Below are 17,206 nucleotides of genomic sequence, written 5' to 3'. Positions count from 1 at the left end.
ATATTAAAGATCCCGATTTTTGGTTATTATAGCTATTCTGTTAACTCTAATTCAAACTATATTGAGCAACAGATTAAGATGACTAAGAATTAATTATTTTTCATTTTTTCCACATATTCTACTGCATCTTTTATGCTCTTAATACTTTCAGCATCTTCTAATTGAATTCCAAACTTTTCTTCTATTTCTATAACAACTTGGAATAAATCTAATGAATCAGCTCCTAAATCCTCAAAAGTTGTTTCCATTGTTACTTCACTTTCATCTACTCCTAATTGATCACAAACTACTTCTCTAATTTCTTCAAATATCATAATATAATACCTCCATAATTTACGAATTTATTTATCTAAAATTTTGTTATTATAACTTTTCTTCTACCACTTTATTAATGTAGCTCCACAAGTTAAGCCACCACCAAAGCCTACTAATACTATTAAATCACCAGTATTTATTTTATTTTCACTATTTAACTGTGCTAAAGCTATAGGCACAGATGCTGATGATGTATTTCCTACACTTGAAAGATTAGTATAAAATTTTTCAAGTGGTAATTTGAGCTTTTTAGCTGCATAATCTATTATTCTTAAATTAGCTTGATGAGGAATTACATAATCAATATCCTCTAAAGTATAATCTGTTCCTTCAAGCACATTTTTTACAGCTTCAACCATAGCTCTTGTTGCAAATTTAAATACTTCTCTTCCATTCATAGAAACATATTTACTCTTTACCTTTTTTTCTAATACAAAAGGGTTTATAAGATCATTTGCCCCGCAAATTAATGAATCACCATTTTCTCCTTCTGATATTGAATAAGTATTTATAATTCCACTTTTTGAATCATTTAAATTTTCTATAATGCAACAACCAGCACCATCTCCAAATAATACACATGTGCTTCTATCATTCCAGTCCACTATTTTTGAAAGAGTTTCTGCCCCTATTATAAGAGCCTTTTTATACCTTCCTGTTTTTAATAAACTTTCTCCAACTTCTAATGCATATATAAAACCTGTACATGCTGCATTTATATCAAAAGCTGTTGCATTTCTTGCGTTAAGTTTTTTTTGTATCATACAAGCTACTGATGGAGTAAAATAATCAGGTGTTATAGTTGCAACTATTATTAAATCTAATTCTTCTCCTTTAATACCTGAATCTTCAAGTGCAATTTTTGCTGCCTTATATGCAATATCTGTAGTCTCTTCCCCTTCAGAAATTCTTCTTTCATATATTCCTGTTCTCTCAACTATCCATTCATTACTAGTATCAACTAAATTACTTAAATCATCATTAGTAACTACTCTAGATGGAACATATGAACCTACTCCTTTAATTTTTACTTTATTCATTATAGTCTCCTTAATTACAGTTATACTCCCTCTTAAAGAACTCATTTAATCTTTCTAATGAAGAAATCAAAACTTCTTCTTCTGAATCAGATAAACCTTCTATTGTTTTATTAATCATATCGTTATGAAACTTTTCATGTAATCTAAAAGCTAACTTTCCTTTTTTAGTAAGCTTTATTAAAACTACTCTTCTATCTTCTTCTATTCTTTTTCTTTCAACATAACCTTTTTTGATTAATTTATTTATGGCTGTTGTTAATGTACCAACTGTTATTTTTAAGTCTTGAGCAACTTCTGACATTGTTCTTTCAGTGTACATTCCTATAGCATCTATAGTATGTATTTCTGTAACTGACAAATCATTAATTACTCCTTGCTTTAAAGATTGTTCTTCAATTTGAAGTATGTCATTAAAAATTTGTACTAATAATTCATTTAATATTTTTTTTCTTTTATCCATTTTTAACCCTCCATTTATGTATCATATAAATAATACTATAATTATTTTCTTTTATTATTTCAATGGAGTCAAATATTTTTTATATCAAATGTTTTGATAATCAAAATATAATATAATCAAATTAATTTGTCAATAAAATTTTTTCTTTTTGTATAAAAAATCCATATTTTATTATATAAAATTTATCTTTAAAAAATAAAAAACAGTATATTAATAAAAATATACTGTTCCTGTAACTCCTTCTATCACCTTGTATCCTAAAGAATTTAAAGCTAAACTTATCTCTTTCCCACTACAATGACAAAAAGAAAAATTTCTTATATTAAACTTTTTTAAACTTTCAGCTACTTTTAGACTTTCATCATAAGATTTATTTGAAAGATGGATTCCACCCATTAAATTATCAATATTTTTGTTTAAAAACTTTTCTGACTTATTTACTATGTTTAATATTCCTGTATGTGAACAACCTGTTATTAAACTTATCTTTTCTTCATTTACAATTAAAACTAACTCATCAGCAAAATTATCTAAAACATATTTATTATTAAACACCCTAACTAAAGAATTTTTTTCATTGTAATTGTTCTTTTCCTTCTCCTCTGAAAGATTTGATAATAAATATAACTTTTCCCCTATTTTAAGGCTATCTTTAACTTCTATAACCTCTATTCCTTTATTTATTATATCTTCATAACAAAAATCAATACCTATGTATTTACTTTTATTTTTTATAGTATGCCACTTATTACTTCTTTCAAAAAAATTATTTCCAACTATTATTTTCCCATTAAATCCATCATTTAAAAAATAACTTAATCCACCAGCATGGTCATAATGTCCATGACTTAAAATTATATAATCTAATTCTTTTGTGTTAAAGCCTAGCTTTTTGAAATTATATAAAGCCTTAGATGATTGTCCTGTATCAAATAATATTTTTAAATTATCAACTTCTACAAAATAACATAAGCCATGTTCACTTTCTAATTCTTTATTTTCTCCTAAATTATTTTCTATTATTGTAGTTATCTTCATTTTTAATCACCCCTAAATAAAAAAGTGTCCATGTATAAATTATACAGGAACACTTTTTATTAAGCTAATCTGGCATTAAGATAAATCTTAATATAAATAATATAGCAAATATGTACAAAATTTTATGAACTTCTTTTCCTTTTCCTGTTGCAATTTTAACTATTGGATAGAAAATCATTCCAATTGCAATACCGTTAGCTATTGAATATGTAAAAGGCATCATAGCTATTGTAAAGAAAGATGGTACTGCTTCTGTAAAATCTGAAAAATCTATTTCTTTAACTGCACTCATCATTAATATACCAACTATAACTAAAGCTGGTGCTGTAGCACTTTGTGGAACTATTCCAACAAATCCACTAAAGAATAATGATAATATAAGCATAATACTTACAATTACATTTGATAAACCTGTTCTAGCTCCTGCTGCAATTCCTGATGCTGATTCAACAACTGTTGCAAGAGTTGTTGTTCCAAGTACTGCTCCACAAGTTGTTCCAAGAGCATCTGAAGCTAATGCTTTTCTTAAATTTTTAACTTCTCCATCAGCTTCAACCATACCAGAACTTTGAGCAGTTCCAAGTAAAGTTCCTATTGTATCAAAAAGATCTACTAAACTTAAAGTTATTACAACCATAAAAACTGTAAGTAATGCTCCAAGTACACCACCACCGTTACTTGTTAATAAACCTTTTAAATCCATTGCAAAAAATGTATCTCCAATTACAGGCATTGAGAATATGTGAATTCCTGTAAGATTAGTAACTCCCATAGGTATTCCTATTAAAGTTGTTATTATTATTGATATTAAAAGTGCTCCTGTAACTTTTCTTGCCATTAATATAACACTTATAACTAATCCTATTATTGTTAAAATAACAGCTTTATTAGTAAAATCACCAAAGGCTACTAAAGTTCCTGGATTTGCAACTATAATTCCACCACTTTTTAATCCTATTAAAGATATAAAAAGTCCTATACCTGCTGTAATAGCAAATTTTAAATTTTTAGGAATAGCCTGCACAATCTTCTCTCTTATTGAAGTTAACGTAATAATTATAAATAAAATTCCTGAAATAAATACTGCTGCTAATCCTTGTTGCCAAGTAAAACCTAGCTTTAAACAAATATTATATGCAAAAAATGATACCAATCCTAGACCTGGCGCCAGTACAAAAGGTAAATTTGCATGAAATGCCATAATTAATGTTCCAACAGCTGCTGCTATACAAACAGATGCAAACGCTGATGAAATAATTGGATCTTGAGCCATAGTAAGATTCATTGCTGCGTCTCCTTTAAGCCCTAAAGAATTCATTCCTCCAACCTTTAGTATGTTTGGAATTACAAGTAATGCATAAGCAAAAGTTACAAAAGTAGTTAGACCACCAATAACTTCTCTCTTTACATTTGTCTTGTTTTCTTTCAGCTTAAAGACATTTTCTAAAAATTTCTTCATTTAGGTTCCTCCTTTTAGTTTATCTTTTTTTGACAATAAAAAAACTAGCTAGGCTTAAAGAGATAAACCAATGCTAGTTAAGATAAACTTCATTAAGATTTACTCATAGTGAAAAGATTACTGGTCTTTTCGTAGAAACTTCTGAACCCTATTATCAGATTTATATGAGTTTTCATATTTTTTTCTAATTATACATAAATTTTATCTACTAATCAATGTTAATATTTTCTAAACAATATATAATGTAAAAGCAAATGAAAGAAATAGTATAGATAAAATAGCAACTATTAATGGTATTTTAAAAAACTCCATTTTTTCATCAACATAAAAATCATTTTTATTTTTTTTATTACAAACTATAATAATATCTTCTCCTAAAATATAATCTCTTGTACTTCCTGGATTATTATGAACAAACACTATTTCTTCCCCATCTTTTGCTGTAAATCTTATAATAGGCTTATATAAAGTTATAAAATTTACTTGATTAAATTCATCTATAATTGCCTCATCTATTTTTTTTATATCTATTATTTTTCCTACAATCCTGTCTCCATTTTTGTAAACGTTATACTTAAACATAAAAATAATAATAGCTATAATCGCTAATAAAATACCAATAAACAATAGTACATATACTTCCATTAAGTTCCCCCCTTAAGCAAATATATAATACGGCTTAATATAATATATGATTACTATTATTTTTGGTGAAAAATATATTAAAATTAAAAGAGCTAATATTTTATTAGCCCTTTAATTATATAAATGATTATATTCTTTTATAATATCTTTTATTTCAGAATGAATATTTTTAAATCTGTATCCACCAAGTTCCATAATATTTTTAATATTAACTGTAAGTCCTAAATATTTATTATAAGGTGATGTATCTAAAACATCTTCTTTACTGTTTATTAAAGCTTTAGTTTCAACTTCTTCTTCAATACATTCAATAATTTCTCTTAAATTTACCTCTCCACTGCATGCCGCATTTATTGATCCATGTATATCTTTATCATAAAGCCATGCTAAAAATATTCCTGCTTCACTTTGAGTTATTAAGTTCATTTTTTTATTTATTTTTGTTGAATATATTTTTTCTTTATTTTTTACTTCTAAAAAATATTTAAGTAGTCTTTTTGTGTAATCGTCTTTACCTATAACTACAGGAAATCTAACTGATATTACTGGAAAGTTTGCATTTTGATACATATAAGCTTCCATTTGTCTTTTTCCTTCAGCATATGAAAAATCATCTTTTTCTCCCATTATTACCTTATAACTTTTAGGATTAAAATCTCTTTCTTTTAGCATATAACCTTTTCCATAAACTGCTACTGAAGATATAACTATATATTTATTAGTTTTTCCATCTAAAGCATTACAAATTCTTGAAGCATCATTTGAGCTATATGATATAGTATCATATACAACATCATAAAACTTTCCTTCCAAAGCTTTATTTAAATCCTTTACATTTTCCTTATCAACAATTAATCTTTTAACTTTATCACCAAAGTCGTCACTATTTTTTCCCCTAGTTGCTATTGTTATATCGTGTCCATTAATTATAAGTTCTTTTACAAGTTCCTTGCCTAAAAATTTTGTCCCACCAAAAACTAATATTCTCCCCATAAAAATTATCCTTTCATACTTAATATAACAATAATTATCTTATATAATTATATGATAACACATTTGTATATATTATCAAATTTTGAAATATATACAAATAGCACTATTATTCAATTAATTATATTTATAAGAAATATTATTAATAAATAAAATAGTGCTACCTTTTTAAAATTATGTTATATTCCAATTATAAATCTTATTGATATTATAAAACTTATAAATATTACAAAAGGGACTAAAATTACAGATATAAGCATGTACCTACTTCCCTTTTTATTAATTTCTCTAATCTTTTCATCATTAGTTTCTTTCTTTGAAATACTAAAGGTTTTAATAGCTTTAATAAAAAATATTATCATTGCAATAATTAAAATTGCATCTAACACTCCAAATCCTAACATTGAAATTAACATTTTATATCACTTCCTTTTTACTCTATATAAAGTGCTACTATATAAATAGTATCATATTTTTAATCCTTATTTTATATATAATTTCTTAAATATATAGTTAATTGTTTTTTGTTGTTGTAAAATATATACTATGAAAATATCTTTTTAAATTTTTAGGAGGTTTAATATGAATCCAGTATTTTATTTTATAATTGCAATTCCACTAATATTTGTAATTATATTATTAGTATATAATATAAAAAGAATAAAAAAATCTAGAGATGAAGCATTAAATAACAAAAAAAATAATTTTAATAAATAAATTTACATAAGTATATTATAAAAGCTAAATAATAGACTCTAATTTACAGTTTATTATTTAGCTCTTATTTTTAATATATTAATTTAAAAGGCTCTAAATATCATTATTCCAGTTAAAATTAAACTTACTGGAACTAATGCTATTGATATCATCATATATTTCTTTGCTTTTTTTCCTTCAGTTTCTAAATCACCATCATTTTCAACTGCTTTTTTAAATATACTTGAAGCTTTAAAAAACAATAATAACATTACTATTATAGTAATTATGTTAACTACAATTAAATACTGCACAAAAAAATCCTCCTTTGTTTTTAAAAAGATATTTCTATTTTAACACATTTATTAATCATTTAAAGTCCTTTTTATTTTATCCAATAGTAAAAACTAATTCTGAGTCATTACTTAAATCTTCTCTGTAAATATAACCTTCTTCATTAAACTTTTTTAAACCTTCTATATCTTCTATTTTGTTTTTCATTATATAAGTTGTCATTAACCCCCTTGCTCTTTTAGCATGTACAGTTACAACTTTATATTTACCATTTTTAAATTCTTTAAATATAGGAGTTATAATTTTTATTTTGTCCATTTTATTAATTTTAGCTGATTTTGAATATTCATTTGATGCTAAATTAACTAATATATCACTTTCTGTATTTTTTATATCATTTATTAGCATGTCCTTTATTTTATCTCCCCAATAGGAATATAAAGACTTATGCTTACAAATATTAAGCTTAGTTCCCATTTCTAATCTGTAAGTATATATTTTATCTAAAGGTCTTAAAACTCCATAAAGTCCTGATAAAACTCTTAAATGATTATTTGCATATTCTAAATCTTCTTTTGAATAACTTTCAATATTAAGCCCTCTAAATGCTTCTCCATCAAATCCTAAAATACATGGAAATAATTCTTCTTCATTGTTTATATCAAATTTATGTATTTTTAAAAATGTATCATCTGTAAGCTTCTCTGATATTTTCATAAGTGATGAAAGCTCATCAGGATTAAATTCTTTAAGTCTATTATTTAATTCTATTGATTCATTTTTAAAACGAATATCTGTTAAATTTATATTATAATCTAATTTTTTACTTTCTATCTTTTTAGCTGGTGATAAAATTACTAACATATTACCTCCTCTTTATTGCACTTCTTTATCTGCATTCTTAGTAGATTTCTTTATTATTAAATTCATTATAAAATAGAATGGAATCCCCCATACTAATGCATACAATAAAATAGATATAATTAATTTAAAATTAAATTGAAATCTTTCTATTTTATTTAAATTCATTAATATACCAAAAACGAGAGCACCTGTTACATAATTTATTTTTTGATTTTTTATATCTTTTTTACTCTTGATAAGTGTTCCCTTTTTAACATAATTATAAGTAGCATAAAGACTTGGAATAAACCATATCAAACTACTATAAATTACATTACTAAAATCTTCAAATACAAAAACTAATATAAATTGTAAAAAAATAGTTAAAAATATTCCTATATTAAAAGCTTGTGATATAAATTTATTTTTAAATTGTATAATTGCTTCATCATTACATTTTTTAAATAAATATTTTAAATTTATTCCTAAAAATAAAAATCTTAAAATTATATAGCTATTACATACAAATAAAATAATTAATGCTATTCCAAGCCCTGAAAATCTTATATTTTTATTAAATAAACTTAATTCTACAATTATAATAGCAAATAATTGCATTAATATATATGGTCTTACATTAATCAATTCACTCTTTTTTTCTATTCTTTCATCATTTGAATAATTAAATCTCATATCCCCTATTCCTCCCAAAATAACTCATCTAAAGTTTTATTAAGCTCCTTACATATAGAAATACATAATTTTATAGTTGGATTATATTTTCCAGATTCTATCATGCTTATAGTTTGACGTGTTACACCAACTAAGTTTGCTAAATCTTCTTGTGATAAATCTTTCTCTATTCTTGCAATTTTCATTCTTTTATTTTTCTTATTTTCCATATTACTCCTCCTATACTTATAGTAATATATATCATTCTTTTAGTCAAGTATATACGACATAAAGTATAACTTTTGCTGTTTAACTTAAAATGTTATATACTAAAAATAAAATATTGAAAGGAACTATAAAATGAATAATTTAAAAGATATTTTAGGAATAGATTTAAATACAATTTCTATATTAGATATAGATGAAGAAATTCTTATAAAACTTAAAAATCATGATTATTACACACAAAGTAACTTTTACTTTTATCTTATAAATAAACTTAATGAACTTGAAGAAACAGATGACCTTATTTCTTTAGCTCATGTAAACTTTTTAATTTCTTATTATGTTTATATAATTTTTAATCCTTTATTTTTTGAAGAAATCTCCTTTAAGCATGGAGTAAAGGCAATTAAACTTAATCCATGTTTAAAATATAAAGAATGGATTCTTCTATTTGCAACTAACGAAAAAAATCTTTTAAAACCTTATTATGCATTAACTTATTCTGAAGAAATACTTTCTGAAAATCCAAATAATGAACTTGCAAAATTTATAACATCAATGCTCTAAAAAAGGTATGCAAATTAATCTGCATACCTTAATTTATATTATAACTTTTATTTATTTTTTAAATACTTTAAAACTGAATTAATAGTTTTTGTTACATCTTCTAAAATCTCTTCAATTGAATTATAAATTTTAACTGAGTAACCTAATGCAAATATTCCATCACTTGATGTCATATTTGTTGAAGAAACTTCTGCACCCATTGTTTCTAAATTTAATTTTATTCCACTTCTCATACATAAAACAGGGTCACATATCATAGGATTTGCAACTATTAATGTGTCACAATTTATATACTTATCTCCTCTTCCATTACTTACTTTTATTTTTTGTAATCTTCCATTACCTTTAACTTCTTTTAAATCATATCCTAAATATAAATTTTTACTTAAAGATAAACTTTCATCACTTACTTTATCACATATAACAGCCTTAATATTAACATTACTCTTCTTTAGCTTATTGTATATTTTATATAAATTGTTATTTCCATATATAACAACTTCTTTACCTGGAATTAATCCCATATTTAATATTTTTTCTGTCATTCCAACAGTTAAAATACCAGCTACTCTATCTCCTGTTACTTGTAAATTGTTTAAAGATGTTTCTTTTCCACCAGTTGCTATTACTATAGAATTAGCTTTTATTTTTTCAATTCCTCTTTCTTTACTTGTACAAACTATAATTTTATTATCTTCAATTTTCAAAACCATAGTTCCTAAGTAAGTATTTATATTTAAAGAATCAAATTCTTGAATTAATTTTTGCCTATATTCTTCTCCTGTAAAATAACTTCTTTCACTTAAATTATAATCACCAAAAGTTAATGCTCCACCTAAAATATCATCTTTTTCTATTAATAATATATTTTCTATTCCCATCTCTTTTGCAAATATTGCTGAGTTAAGTCCACTAGCTCCGCCACCTATAATTACTAAATCATAATGCTTCATCTATTGTACCTCCTTATATCCTAGAACTACTGATCCTTCTTTATCTTTGAAAACTTTATCAATATTTAAATCAAGTTCTTCTTTTATTAATTTCACTATTGGTATTAAACAACCAGTGCCTTGACATCCTCCCATAGTTACTCTTGTCCTTCTTTTAACTCCATCAACTGTAGTAGCTCCAAGAGGTCTATTTATTGCATCCCTAACTTCACCTTCTGTAATAAGCTCACATTTACAAATTATCTTTCCGTAACTTGGATTTTCCTTTATTAATTTATTTTTTTCTTCTAATGAAAGTTCATTAAACTTTATTATTCCTTTTCTCTTACTAATAAAATTTTCTTTTTCTTTTAAAGTAATTAATTTTTTAACTATATCTTTTACAAAAACACCTATAGCTGGTGCTGCAGTAAGTCCTGGTGAATCAATTCCTATAACATTTATAAAATTTTTAACATCCTTTGCTTCACCTATTATAAAATCATCTTCTATATGTGGTCTTATTCCAGCAAATGTTTTTATAACTTTTTTGAGAGGTAATTCTTTAATTACTTCTTTTCCTTTATTTAAAATTTCATCTAATCCTCTTATTGAAGTATCTAATGCTTCTTTATCACTAACTTTTTCTGAATTTGGTCCAACTAAAATATTTCCATCAACAGTTTTTGTAACTAAAACTCCTTTAGTAAAATGATTAGGCAGCCTAAATAAAGTCATATTAATCATATTGCCTATACCTTTATCAAATAATCCATATTCACCCTTAGCTCCATTTATTTTATATTTTTTAGAGCTTATCATATTATTTATTACATCTCCATAAAGTCCAGCTGCATTTATAATGATTTTACTTTTAATTTTTTCTCCGTCTTCAAGTAAAACTTCAAAAATATCATCTATTTTTTTAATATCAATAACCTTTGAATTTAACTTAAATTCAACTCCATTAACATTTGCATTTTCAGCTAATGCAATTACCATTTCATAAGGACTTACTATTCCTGAAGTTTTAGCATATAAAGCACCCAATACTTTATCTGATATATTTTTTTCCATTTCTAATACTTGTTCTTTATTAAGTATTTCAAGTCCTTTAACCCCTAAAGCCTCCCCTTTATTTTTAAGTTCTTTTAATTTATCTATATCATTTTCACTAAATGCTAAAACGAATGCTCCATTTCTCTTAAAAGGAAAATCTAAATCTAATGATAATTTATCAAACATTTCATTTCCTAAAACATTTAATTTTCCCTTTAATGTGTCTGTAGTTTCATTAAAGCCAGCATGAATAATACCACTATTTGCTTTTGATACACCTTCTGCTACATCACTATTTTTTTCAACTAATGTTATATCTAATTCATATTTTGAAAGTTCTCTTGCTATTGCTGAGCCTACAACTCCTCCACCTATAATAACTACATCCTTCATTTTAACAACTCCTTATCCTATATGTTATAACACAAATTTTTTAATAGCTTTAGCTACACCATCATTTACATTTGTATCTGTAATATAATCTGCTGATTCTTTAATTTTTTCTATTGCATTTCCCATAGCAACACCAACACCTGCATATTTAATCATAGATAAATCATTTTCACTATCTCCAATACACATAACTTCATCTTCTTTTAACCCTAAATATTTTGTAAGTGCTTCTACAGCTTCTCCTTTACTGCTTCCTTTTTTCATAATTTCAAAATTATCAGACCAAGATGATACAATTTCAATATCCATATTTAAATTTTCTAATTCTTTTCTTGCCTTTATTAATTCTTCAATATGATTTGCATCTACACAAACTCCTTTAAGAATTTGTCCATTATATTCTTCTATTGCCTTATTCATATCACTAACTACTAATAATTTGATTTTTTCATCCTCATTTAAAGTTTTATTTAAAACCTTATAAACATGATTTTCTGGAAGCTCATAATTTGAAATTATTCCAAAGTTTGTTGTAACATAAGCTTTTAAATTATATTTTTTTGTTACATTTAAAAATGCCTTTATATTTGAAATACTAAGAGGATTGTTATATATAACTTTATCTTTATATCCTATAAATGCTCCATTTGATGCTATTATTGGAGTATCTAATCCAATTTCTTTTGAGTAAAGCTTAGCACAATCATACATTCTACCTGTTGTTATAGCTACCTTTACACCTTTTTCTATGGCTTCTTTTATAGCTTTTTTATTTTCCTCTGAAACAACTTGTTGATCCTTTAAAAGTGTTCCATCCATATCTATACAAATTAATTTAATTGTCATGTCAAAATCCTTCTTTCTGCACTTACCTTTCTTTACCTTTATAATACACCTTTTTTCTGAATAAGTTAAATATTATTATTTAATATATTTAATAGGTAAATAATTATATATAAATTTAAAAACAATATTAAAGAAACTAAATATTTTTAATTATTACTTTTTATATTAAATATAATAATTAAAAAAAATTATAAAAAATTAACTTTTTTATATAGATTTTTATTAGACTAAAATTTTTAAATTTAATATAATAATTTAAAACAAAAGATATATTTAGGGGGTTTTAAAATGATTGAAATATTTAAACTTAGTCTCCTATTATCATTATCTATAATCGGAGCTTTAATAATATTTGGATTTTTAATAGGTAAAATAGAAAGTAAAAGTAATGAACTTATTTATAGTAAACTTGGGAAATACGGGATTATAGGAACTGGAATTATAGGAACTACAATACATGAATTTAGTCATGCTCTTTTATGCAAAATATTTTTACATAAAATTACTGATATTAAATGGTTTTCCTTAAATATCGAAGATAGGGAACTTGGACATGTAAATCATACCTTTAATAAAAATAGTATTTATCAAAGAGTAGGTAATTTTTTTATTGGAGTAGCTCCAATATTAATTGGATCTATATTACTAACTTTATTTTATAAAATATTTCTAGACAATAGCTTTAATACAATTTTAGAAAATATAAATGTTAATAGTTACTTATATTTAGGTAACAACTTTAATTTAATTGATTTTTTTAGTCTTTTACTTAATCAATTTATATTATTTTTAAAATCAACTTTTACTATTAATAACTTATCATCAATTAGTTTTTGGATTTTTTTATTTATTGCTATATCAATTAGTACTCATATGTCTCTTAGTAAAGCTGACCTTAAAAACTCACTTGATGGTATAATATTTATTTTTATAATAAGTGTTGTTATTAGTATAGTTTTAGTAGTATTTAAAATTCCTGAAACTATTATATTAAATAGATTAATAGTATTTAATGTATTTTTAATAAGCTTTTTATCAATAGGAATTTTCTTTTCTCTTATAACACTTATAATTTCAAAAATCATATCACTTTTTTAAAATAATTTTTAAATTATAATTAGAAATAATCATTTTAAAATATATTTTTATAAAAAGAAGGAAAGACTTAAACCTTTCCTTCTTTTATATTATAATTTATTAAATAAATTTTTTGCTGAATTATAAATGTCATCCTTTCCTAATATATCTGAAATAACAGCAACTCCATCAATATTAGTTCCTTTTAATAAAGTTAAATTATCACTTTTTATTCCTCCAATTGCAACTACTGGTATAGAAACTTTATTTTTTATTTCTTTTAATTGTTCTATTGAAACATCATCTGCATCTTTTTTCGTATTTGTTTTAAATATAGCTCCAACTCCAATATAGTCTGCTCCATCTTTTTCTGCCTTTAAAGCTTCTTCTAATGTACTTGCTGAAATACCAATTATTTTATCACTGCCTAAAGTTTTTCTTGCAACACTACATGGCATATCATCTTGCCCTAGATGAACTCCATGACTATTTATAGCTAATGCTATATCAATTCTATCATTTATTATTAATGGTATATTATATTTATCTGTAACTTTTTTAATTTTTTTTGCTATATCATAAAATTCTAATGTTTTTATATTTTTTTCTCTAATTTGTACAACTGTAACTCCACCTTTTATTGCTTCTTCAACAGCTTTACATATATTTGTGTTTTTAAGTATATTTCTATCTGTTACAAGATAAAGCTTATAATCTATATTACTCTTCATTTAAAATCCCCATTTCCTTTATCATTTCTTCATTCATATTATATATTGCATCAATTATTTTAACTTTAAGGCTACCTGAACCTTCTAAATCTTTAAGGTTTTTAAATGCTATATCTCCTGCAATTCCCATAGTTAAAATTCCAAGTATTGTTCCAATTAAATTATTTTTTGTAACTCCTAAATATGAACCAATTAATGATGTACACATACAACCTGTTCCTGTAATTTTTGACATAGCTTTATTTCCATTTTTTATTGTATATACTTTATTTCCATCAGAAATAACATCAATAGCTCCAGTTACTGCAACAACAGAACCTATTTCTTTTGAAAAACTTTTAACTATATCTTTTGTTATTTTAAAATCACTTGTTTTATCTGAAATTTCTTCTACAGAATCAACTCCTTTAGTTTTTGAATTAATTCCATATAAAGTTTTTATTTCTGATAAATTCCCTCTTATAACAGAAAACTTAACTTCTTTTAATAATTTCTTTGCAAACCCTGTTCTATAAGGTGTAGCTCCAGCTCCAACTGGGTCTAATACTATAGGAATATTTAATTCATTTGCTCTCTTACAAGCAATTAACATAGATTCTATAGTTCTGCTATTTAATGTTCCTATATTAATTACTAATGAAGATGCTATTGATACCATATCATATACTTCATTAATATCATCAGCCATAACAGGAGATGCACCTATTGCTAAAGTTACATTTGCACAATCATTTACTGTAACATAATTTGTTATATGATGAACAAGAGGACTACCCTCTCTTAAATTTTTTAATACTCCATTTATTTCTCTAAAATTCTCCATTTAAATACCCTCCCTGAAAATATAATATTTATAAATGCTGTTATAATCATAGCTGGTAAAGTTGATCCAATAATAAAATCTAATTTTATAAATATGTAATAAATAATTATTCCAATTATCCATACAATAATTGATTTAATATTTATAAGAACATTTTTTTCAAGTCTCCTCTTAAGTAAAAAATAATCAGAAATTAAAATTGCAAATAAAGGTGCAAAAACTGAACCTATTGCATACAAGAAACCTTCATAGTTTTCCATTTGAACTAATAGTGCTACTATAGTTCCTATAATAGTCATAATAAGTCCAATTTTTCTTTCATTTAGTTTTGGCATTATATTTAAAAATGATATACCTGCTGAATATATATCTAAAAATGTAGTTGTTACCGTTGATAACACTATAATGCTAAGTGCTATAATTCCTAAATTAGAAACTAGCATTATGTAAGATGGGTCTGAGCTATTTGAAACTATTGAAGCTCCAAGACCTATTATAAACATCCATGAACTGCCTAAAAAATAACCTATAAAACTTCCATATACAGCACTTTTTCCGTTCTTTGCAAATCTTGTATAATCTGCAATAAGAGGAAGCCATGAAAGAGGCATAACTATATTTAATTCCAAAGCTTGTCCTATAGATATTTCACCATCAAAAGTTTTTGAAAATACTGCTCCATCTTTAAATATTATAAAACCAAGCACTAAAGTTAAAATAAATAATAAACTTACAGCTATAACATTTAAATTTTTCATACCATCTCTACCAAACCATATCCATATACCAGTTAAAATAGAAATTAAAATAATACAAATAAATAAATTATCAAATCCCCAAATACTTTTTGTTATTAATTGAACTGATGTAGCAGCGGCTCTTATCATAACGGCTGTCCATCCAATAAGCTGAAGTACATTTAATATAGAAAATAAATAAGTTCCATATTTTCCAAAGGATATTCTTGTTGATGTTATAGCAGGTACACCTTCTTTAAATCCTATAAACCCACCAAGAACTAATATTATAGTTCCAATTAAATGTCCAACAATTATCACTTCTAATCCTTTTGTAAATCCAAGAGGGGCAAGTAAACCTCCTGTTAATATTTCAGCTATTGAAATAGCTGCTCCAAACCATAAAAAAGATAATGTAAAAAATCCAAATTTCTTGTTATTCATTTATTAACCCTGCCTTTTTATATAATTCATAAAAATGATTTGTTGGTCCAACACCATGTCCTATATCTAGGGAATGAATAATAGCTATTGTTATATAATCCTTTGACCTTTTAATAGCTTCTTCAATACTAAAGCCTAAAGCTAAATTTGAGGCTATTGCAGATGATATAGTACAGCCTGTTCCATGAGTGTTTTTTGTATTTATTTTTTCTGCATAAAACTTATATATGTTTTCTCCATCATATAAAATATCAACAGCTTTATCTCCTTCCATATGTCCACCCTTTAAAAATACATTTTTACAACCAAGTTTATAAATTTCTTTAGCAGCAAGCTCCATATCTTCAACTGTTTCTATTTCTACCTTTTCTGAATTTACTTCACTTATTATTTCTAAAGCTTCTGGTACATTTGGAGTAATTACATAAGCTAGAGGAATAAGCTCTTTAATTAATGCACTTTTTGATTCTGGCTTTAATAAAGAATAACCACTCTTTGATATCATTACTGGGTCTAAAACTAAATTTTTAGGTTTATATTTTTTTAATTTCTCACTTATTATGTTAATTGTAGAAATTTTCGATACCATACCAATTTTTACCGCATCAACATTAATATCCTCAAAAATTGCATCGATTTGAGCTCCAATAATTTCTTCATCAATATCTTGTACTTTAAATACTCCCATAGTATTTTGAGCAGTTATAGCAGTTATTACGCTCATTCCATAAACTCCATTTGCACTAAAGGTTTTTAAATCAGCTTGTATTCCTGCTCCTCCACAGCTATCTGATCCTGCAATAGTTAAAACATTTTTCACATTTAACACCTATCCTTCTACTAATTTTATAGAAGATTTTTTAAATATATTTAAAATAAAAAAGGTACAAGCAGAAAACGCTTGTACCTCAATATACAAA

At 24.9% G+C, this 17,206-nt stretch carries 22 protein-coding genes and 1 riboswitch; of the genes, 3 read left to right on the top strand and 19 right to left on the bottom strand.

Annotated elements, in window-relative coordinates; genetic code table 11:
* Positions 1 to 89: 89 nt before the first annotated feature.
* The 8 genes from AC4FQ1_RS00320 to AC4FQ1_RS00285 all read right to left on the bottom strand — a co-directional run bounded on the left by AC4FQ1_RS00320 (position 90) and on the right by AC4FQ1_RS00285 (position 6,363).
* Entirely contained in the window at positions 90 to 314 is a 225-nt protein-coding gene (locus AC4FQ1_RS00320; RefSeq protein ID WP_024614533.1) for an acyl carrier protein, read from the bottom strand.
* A 63-nt stretch (positions 315 to 377) separates the two neighbouring features.
* Complete coding sequence (locus AC4FQ1_RS00315) at positions 378 to 1,355, bottom strand: beta-ketoacyl-ACP synthase III (protein ID WP_491168615.1); 978 nt, start codon at positions 1,353 to 1,355, stop codon at positions 378 to 380.
* 10 nt (positions 1,356 to 1,365) lie between these two features.
* Positions 1,366 to 1,815 (bottom strand): MarR family winged helix-turn-helix transcriptional regulator, encoded by a 450-nt coding sequence (locus AC4FQ1_RS00310; RefSeq protein WP_303126891.1) that lies wholly within the window; start codon positions 1,813 to 1,815, stop codon positions 1,366 to 1,368.
* Between the two features lie 210 nt (positions 1,816 to 2,025).
* Positions 2,026 to 2,853, bottom strand: coding sequence for an MBL fold metallo-hydrolase (locus AC4FQ1_RS00305; protein ID WP_491168614.1), 828 nt, complete (start codon positions 2,851 to 2,853; stop codon positions 2,026 to 2,028).
* A gap of 64 nt (positions 2,854 to 2,917) precedes the next feature.
* Positions 2,918 to 4,312 carry an NCS2 family permease gene (locus AC4FQ1_RS00300; protein ID WP_303126887.1) on the bottom strand — a complete coding sequence of 465 codons (1,395 nt, stop codon included), beginning with the start codon at positions 4,310 to 4,312 and terminating at the stop codon, positions 2,918 to 2,920.
* 86 nt (positions 4,313 to 4,398) lie between these two features.
* Positions 4,399 to 4,500: riboswitch (purine riboswitch) on the bottom strand.
* A gap of 40 nt (positions 4,501 to 4,540) precedes the next feature.
* A complete protein-coding gene (locus AC4FQ1_RS00295; RefSeq protein ID WP_303126882.1) occupies positions 4,541 to 4,957 on the bottom strand; it encodes a DUF3592 domain-containing protein in 417 nt (138 codons plus the stop codon).
* A gap of 111 nt (positions 4,958 to 5,068) precedes the next feature.
* Positions 5,069 to 5,950 (bottom strand): NAD-dependent epimerase/dehydratase family protein, encoded by an 882-nt coding sequence (locus AC4FQ1_RS00290; RefSeq protein WP_491147290.1) that lies wholly within the window; start codon positions 5,948 to 5,950, stop codon positions 5,069 to 5,071.
* A 176-nt stretch (positions 5,951 to 6,126) separates the two neighbouring features.
* Positions 6,127 to 6,363, bottom strand: a complete 237-nt coding sequence (locus AC4FQ1_RS00285) for a hypothetical protein (protein WP_303126878.1) — start codon at positions 6,361 to 6,363, stop codon at positions 6,127 to 6,129.
* A 166-nt stretch (positions 6,364 to 6,529) separates the two neighbouring features.
* On the opposite strand from AC4FQ1_RS00285, the gene AC4FQ1_RS00280 reads away from it, so the two are divergent.
* Positions 6,530 to 6,664, top strand: coding sequence for a hypothetical protein (locus AC4FQ1_RS00280; RefSeq protein WP_303126876.1), 135 nt, complete (start codon positions 6,530 to 6,532; stop codon positions 6,662 to 6,664).
* 83 nt (positions 6,665 to 6,747) lie between these two features.
* Here AC4FQ1_RS00280 and AC4FQ1_RS00275 read toward each other — a convergent pair whose 3' ends face one another.
* From AC4FQ1_RS00275 to AC4FQ1_RS00260, 4 genes are all read right to left on the bottom strand, one after another.
* Complete coding sequence (locus tag AC4FQ1_RS00275) at positions 6,748 to 6,957, bottom strand: hypothetical protein (protein WP_303126874.1); 210 nt, start codon at positions 6,955 to 6,957, stop codon at positions 6,748 to 6,750.
* A 76-nt stretch (positions 6,958 to 7,033) separates the two neighbouring features.
* Positions 7,034 to 7,801 carry a peroxide stress protein YaaA gene (gene yaaA / locus AC4FQ1_RS00270; RefSeq protein WP_303126872.1) on the bottom strand — a complete coding sequence of 256 codons (768 nt, stop codon included), beginning with the start codon at positions 7,799 to 7,801 and terminating at the stop codon, positions 7,034 to 7,036.
* Positions 7,802 to 7,813: 12 nt separating this feature from the next.
* Positions 7,814 to 8,473, bottom strand: coding sequence for a DUF6773 family protein (locus AC4FQ1_RS00265; protein ID WP_491168613.1), 660 nt, complete (start codon positions 8,471 to 8,473; stop codon positions 7,814 to 7,816).
* Between the two features lie 5 nt (positions 8,474 to 8,478).
* Positions 8,479 to 8,682: a helix-turn-helix transcriptional regulator gene (locus tag AC4FQ1_RS00260; protein ID WP_491168612.1), complete on the bottom strand. Its 204-nt coding sequence runs from the start codon at positions 8,680 to 8,682 to the stop codon at positions 8,479 to 8,481.
* Between the two features lie 130 nt (positions 8,683 to 8,812).
* Here AC4FQ1_RS00260 and AC4FQ1_RS00255 point away from each other — a divergent pair, with 130 nt between their 5' ends.
* Complete coding sequence (locus AC4FQ1_RS00255) at positions 8,813 to 9,244, top strand: hypothetical protein (RefSeq protein ID WP_491168611.1); 432 nt, start codon at positions 8,813 to 8,815, stop codon at positions 9,242 to 9,244.
* A gap of 47 nt (positions 9,245 to 9,291) precedes the next feature.
* Here the strand turns inward: AC4FQ1_RS00255 and AC4FQ1_RS00250 are convergent, their stop codons facing one another.
* From AC4FQ1_RS00250 to AC4FQ1_RS00240, 3 genes are read right to left on the bottom strand one after another with little or no spacing between them, the layout of a single operon-like run.
* Complete coding sequence (locus tag AC4FQ1_RS00250; RefSeq protein ID WP_491147295.1) at positions 9,292 to 10,197, bottom strand: NAD(P)/FAD-dependent oxidoreductase; 906 nt, start codon at positions 10,195 to 10,197, stop codon at positions 9,292 to 9,294.
* Positions 10,198 to 11,628, bottom strand: coding sequence for an NAD(P)/FAD-dependent oxidoreductase (locus AC4FQ1_RS00245; protein ID WP_491168610.1), 1,431 nt, complete (start codon positions 11,626 to 11,628; stop codon positions 10,198 to 10,200).
* Between the two features lie 24 nt (positions 11,629 to 11,652).
* On the bottom strand, positions 11,653 to 12,474 hold the full coding sequence (locus AC4FQ1_RS00240; protein WP_491168609.1) for a Cof-type HAD-IIB family hydrolase: 822 nt from the start codon (positions 12,472 to 12,474) through the stop codon (positions 11,653 to 11,655).
* Between the two features lie 288 nt (positions 12,475 to 12,762).
* On the opposite strand from AC4FQ1_RS00240, the gene AC4FQ1_RS00235 reads away from it, so the two are divergent.
* Positions 12,763 to 13,572 carry a hypothetical protein gene (locus AC4FQ1_RS00235; protein ID WP_491168608.1) on the top strand — a complete coding sequence of 270 codons (810 nt, stop codon included), beginning with the start codon at positions 12,763 to 12,765 and terminating at the stop codon, positions 13,570 to 13,572.
* A gap of 89 nt (positions 13,573 to 13,661) precedes the next feature.
* Here the strand turns inward: AC4FQ1_RS00235 and thiE are convergent, their stop codons facing one another.
* From thiE to thiD, 4 genes are read right to left on the bottom strand one after another with little or no spacing between them, the layout of a single operon-like run.
* A complete protein-coding gene (thiE, locus tag AC4FQ1_RS00230) occupies positions 13,662 to 14,282 on the bottom strand; it encodes a thiamine phosphate synthase (protein ID WP_491168607.1) in 621 nt (206 codons plus the stop codon).
* Entirely contained in the window at positions 14,272 to 15,105 is an 834-nt protein-coding gene (thiM, locus tag AC4FQ1_RS00225) for a hydroxyethylthiazole kinase (RefSeq protein ID WP_491168606.1), read from the bottom strand. The genes thiE and thiM overlap by 11 nt, the downstream gene beginning before the upstream one ends.
* Positions 15,084 to 16,286: a putative hydroxymethylpyrimidine transporter CytX gene (gene cytX, locus AC4FQ1_RS00220; RefSeq protein WP_491168605.1), complete on the bottom strand. Its 1,203-nt coding sequence runs from the start codon at positions 16,284 to 16,286 to the stop codon at positions 15,084 to 15,086. Before cytX ends, thiM begins: the two co-directional genes overlap by 22 nt.
* The gene (thiD, locus tag AC4FQ1_RS00215) at positions 16,279 to 17,106 is read right to left on the bottom strand and encodes a bifunctional hydroxymethylpyrimidine kinase/phosphomethylpyrimidine kinase (RefSeq protein ID WP_491168604.1); all 828 of its coding nucleotides are present in this window, start codon (positions 17,104 to 17,106) and stop codon (positions 16,279 to 16,281) included. The genes cytX and thiD overlap by 8 nt, the downstream gene beginning before the upstream one ends.
* Positions 17,107 to 17,206: the final 100 nt, after the last annotated feature.

The sequence above is a fragment of the Clostridium sp. TJA020 genome (genome assembly GCF_058310295.1).
This window is presented reverse-complemented; position numbering and strand designations above follow the sequence as displayed.

Coding starts and splice junctions, on each gene's coding strand:
- cytX (WP_491168605.1), bottom strand. CDS start 16,286: ATGAATAACAAGAAATTTGGATTTTTTACATTATCTTTTTTATGGTTT.
- AC4FQ1_RS00310 (WP_303126891.1), bottom strand. CDS start 1,815: ATGGATAAAAGAAAAAAAATATTAAATGAATTATTAGTACAAATTTTT.
- AC4FQ1_RS00240 (WP_491168609.1), bottom strand. CDS start 12,474: ATGACAATTAAATTAATTTGTATAGATATGGATGGAACACTTTTAAAG.
- AC4FQ1_RS00305 (WP_491168614.1), bottom strand. CDS start 2,853: ATGAAGATAACTACAATAATAGAAAATAATTTAGGAGAAAATAAAGAA.
- AC4FQ1_RS00280 (WP_303126876.1), top strand. CDS start 6,530: ATGAATCCAGTATTTTATTTTATAATTGCAATTCCACTAATATTTGTA.
- AC4FQ1_RS00285 (WP_303126878.1), bottom strand. CDS start 6,363: ATGTTAATTTCAATGTTAGGATTTGGAGTGTTAGATGCAATTTTAATT.
- AC4FQ1_RS00260 (WP_491168612.1), bottom strand. CDS start 8,682: ATGGAAAATAAGAAAAATAAAAGAATGAAAATTGCAAGAATAGAGAAA.
- AC4FQ1_RS00290 (WP_491147290.1), bottom strand. CDS start 5,950: ATGGGGAGAATATTAGTTTTTGGTGGGACAAAATTTTTAGGCAAGGAA.
- AC4FQ1_RS00320 (WP_024614533.1), bottom strand. CDS start 314: ATGATATTTGAAGAAATTAGAGAAGTAGTTTGTGATCAATTAGGAGTA.
- AC4FQ1_RS00255 (WP_491168611.1), top strand. CDS start 8,813: ATGAATAATTTAAAAGATATTTTAGGAATAGATTTAAATACAATTTCT.
- AC4FQ1_RS00315 (WP_491168615.1), bottom strand. CDS start 1,355: ATGAATAAAGTAAAAATTAAAGGAGTAGGTTCATATGTTCCATCTAGA.
- AC4FQ1_RS00250 (WP_491147295.1), bottom strand. CDS start 10,197: ATGAAGCATTATGATTTAGTAATTATAGGTGGCGGAGCTAGTGGACTT.
- AC4FQ1_RS00300 (WP_303126887.1), bottom strand. CDS start 4,312: ATGAAGAAATTTTTAGAAAATGTCTTTAAGCTGAAAGAAAACAAGACA.
- yaaA (WP_303126872.1), bottom strand. CDS start 7,801: ATGTTAGTAATTTTATCACCAGCTAAAAAGATAGAAAGTAAAAAATTA.
- AC4FQ1_RS00265 (WP_491168613.1), bottom strand. CDS start 8,473: ATGAGATTTAATTATTCAAATGATGAAAGAATAGAAAAAAAGAGTGAA.
- AC4FQ1_RS00245 (WP_491168610.1), bottom strand. CDS start 11,628: ATGAAGGATGTAGTTATTATAGGTGGAGGAGTTGTAGGCTCAGCAATA.
- thiE (WP_491168607.1), bottom strand. CDS start 14,282: ATGAAGAGTAATATAGATTATAAGCTTTATCTTGTAACAGATAGAAAT.
- AC4FQ1_RS00295 (WP_303126882.1), bottom strand. CDS start 4,957: ATGGAAGTATATGTACTATTGTTTATTGGTATTTTATTAGCGATTATA.
- AC4FQ1_RS00235 (WP_491168608.1), top strand. CDS start 12,763: ATGATTGAAATATTTAAACTTAGTCTCCTATTATCATTATCTATAATC.
- thiM (WP_491168606.1), bottom strand. CDS start 15,105: ATGGAGAATTTTAGAGAAATAAATGGAGTATTAAAAAATTTAAGAGAG.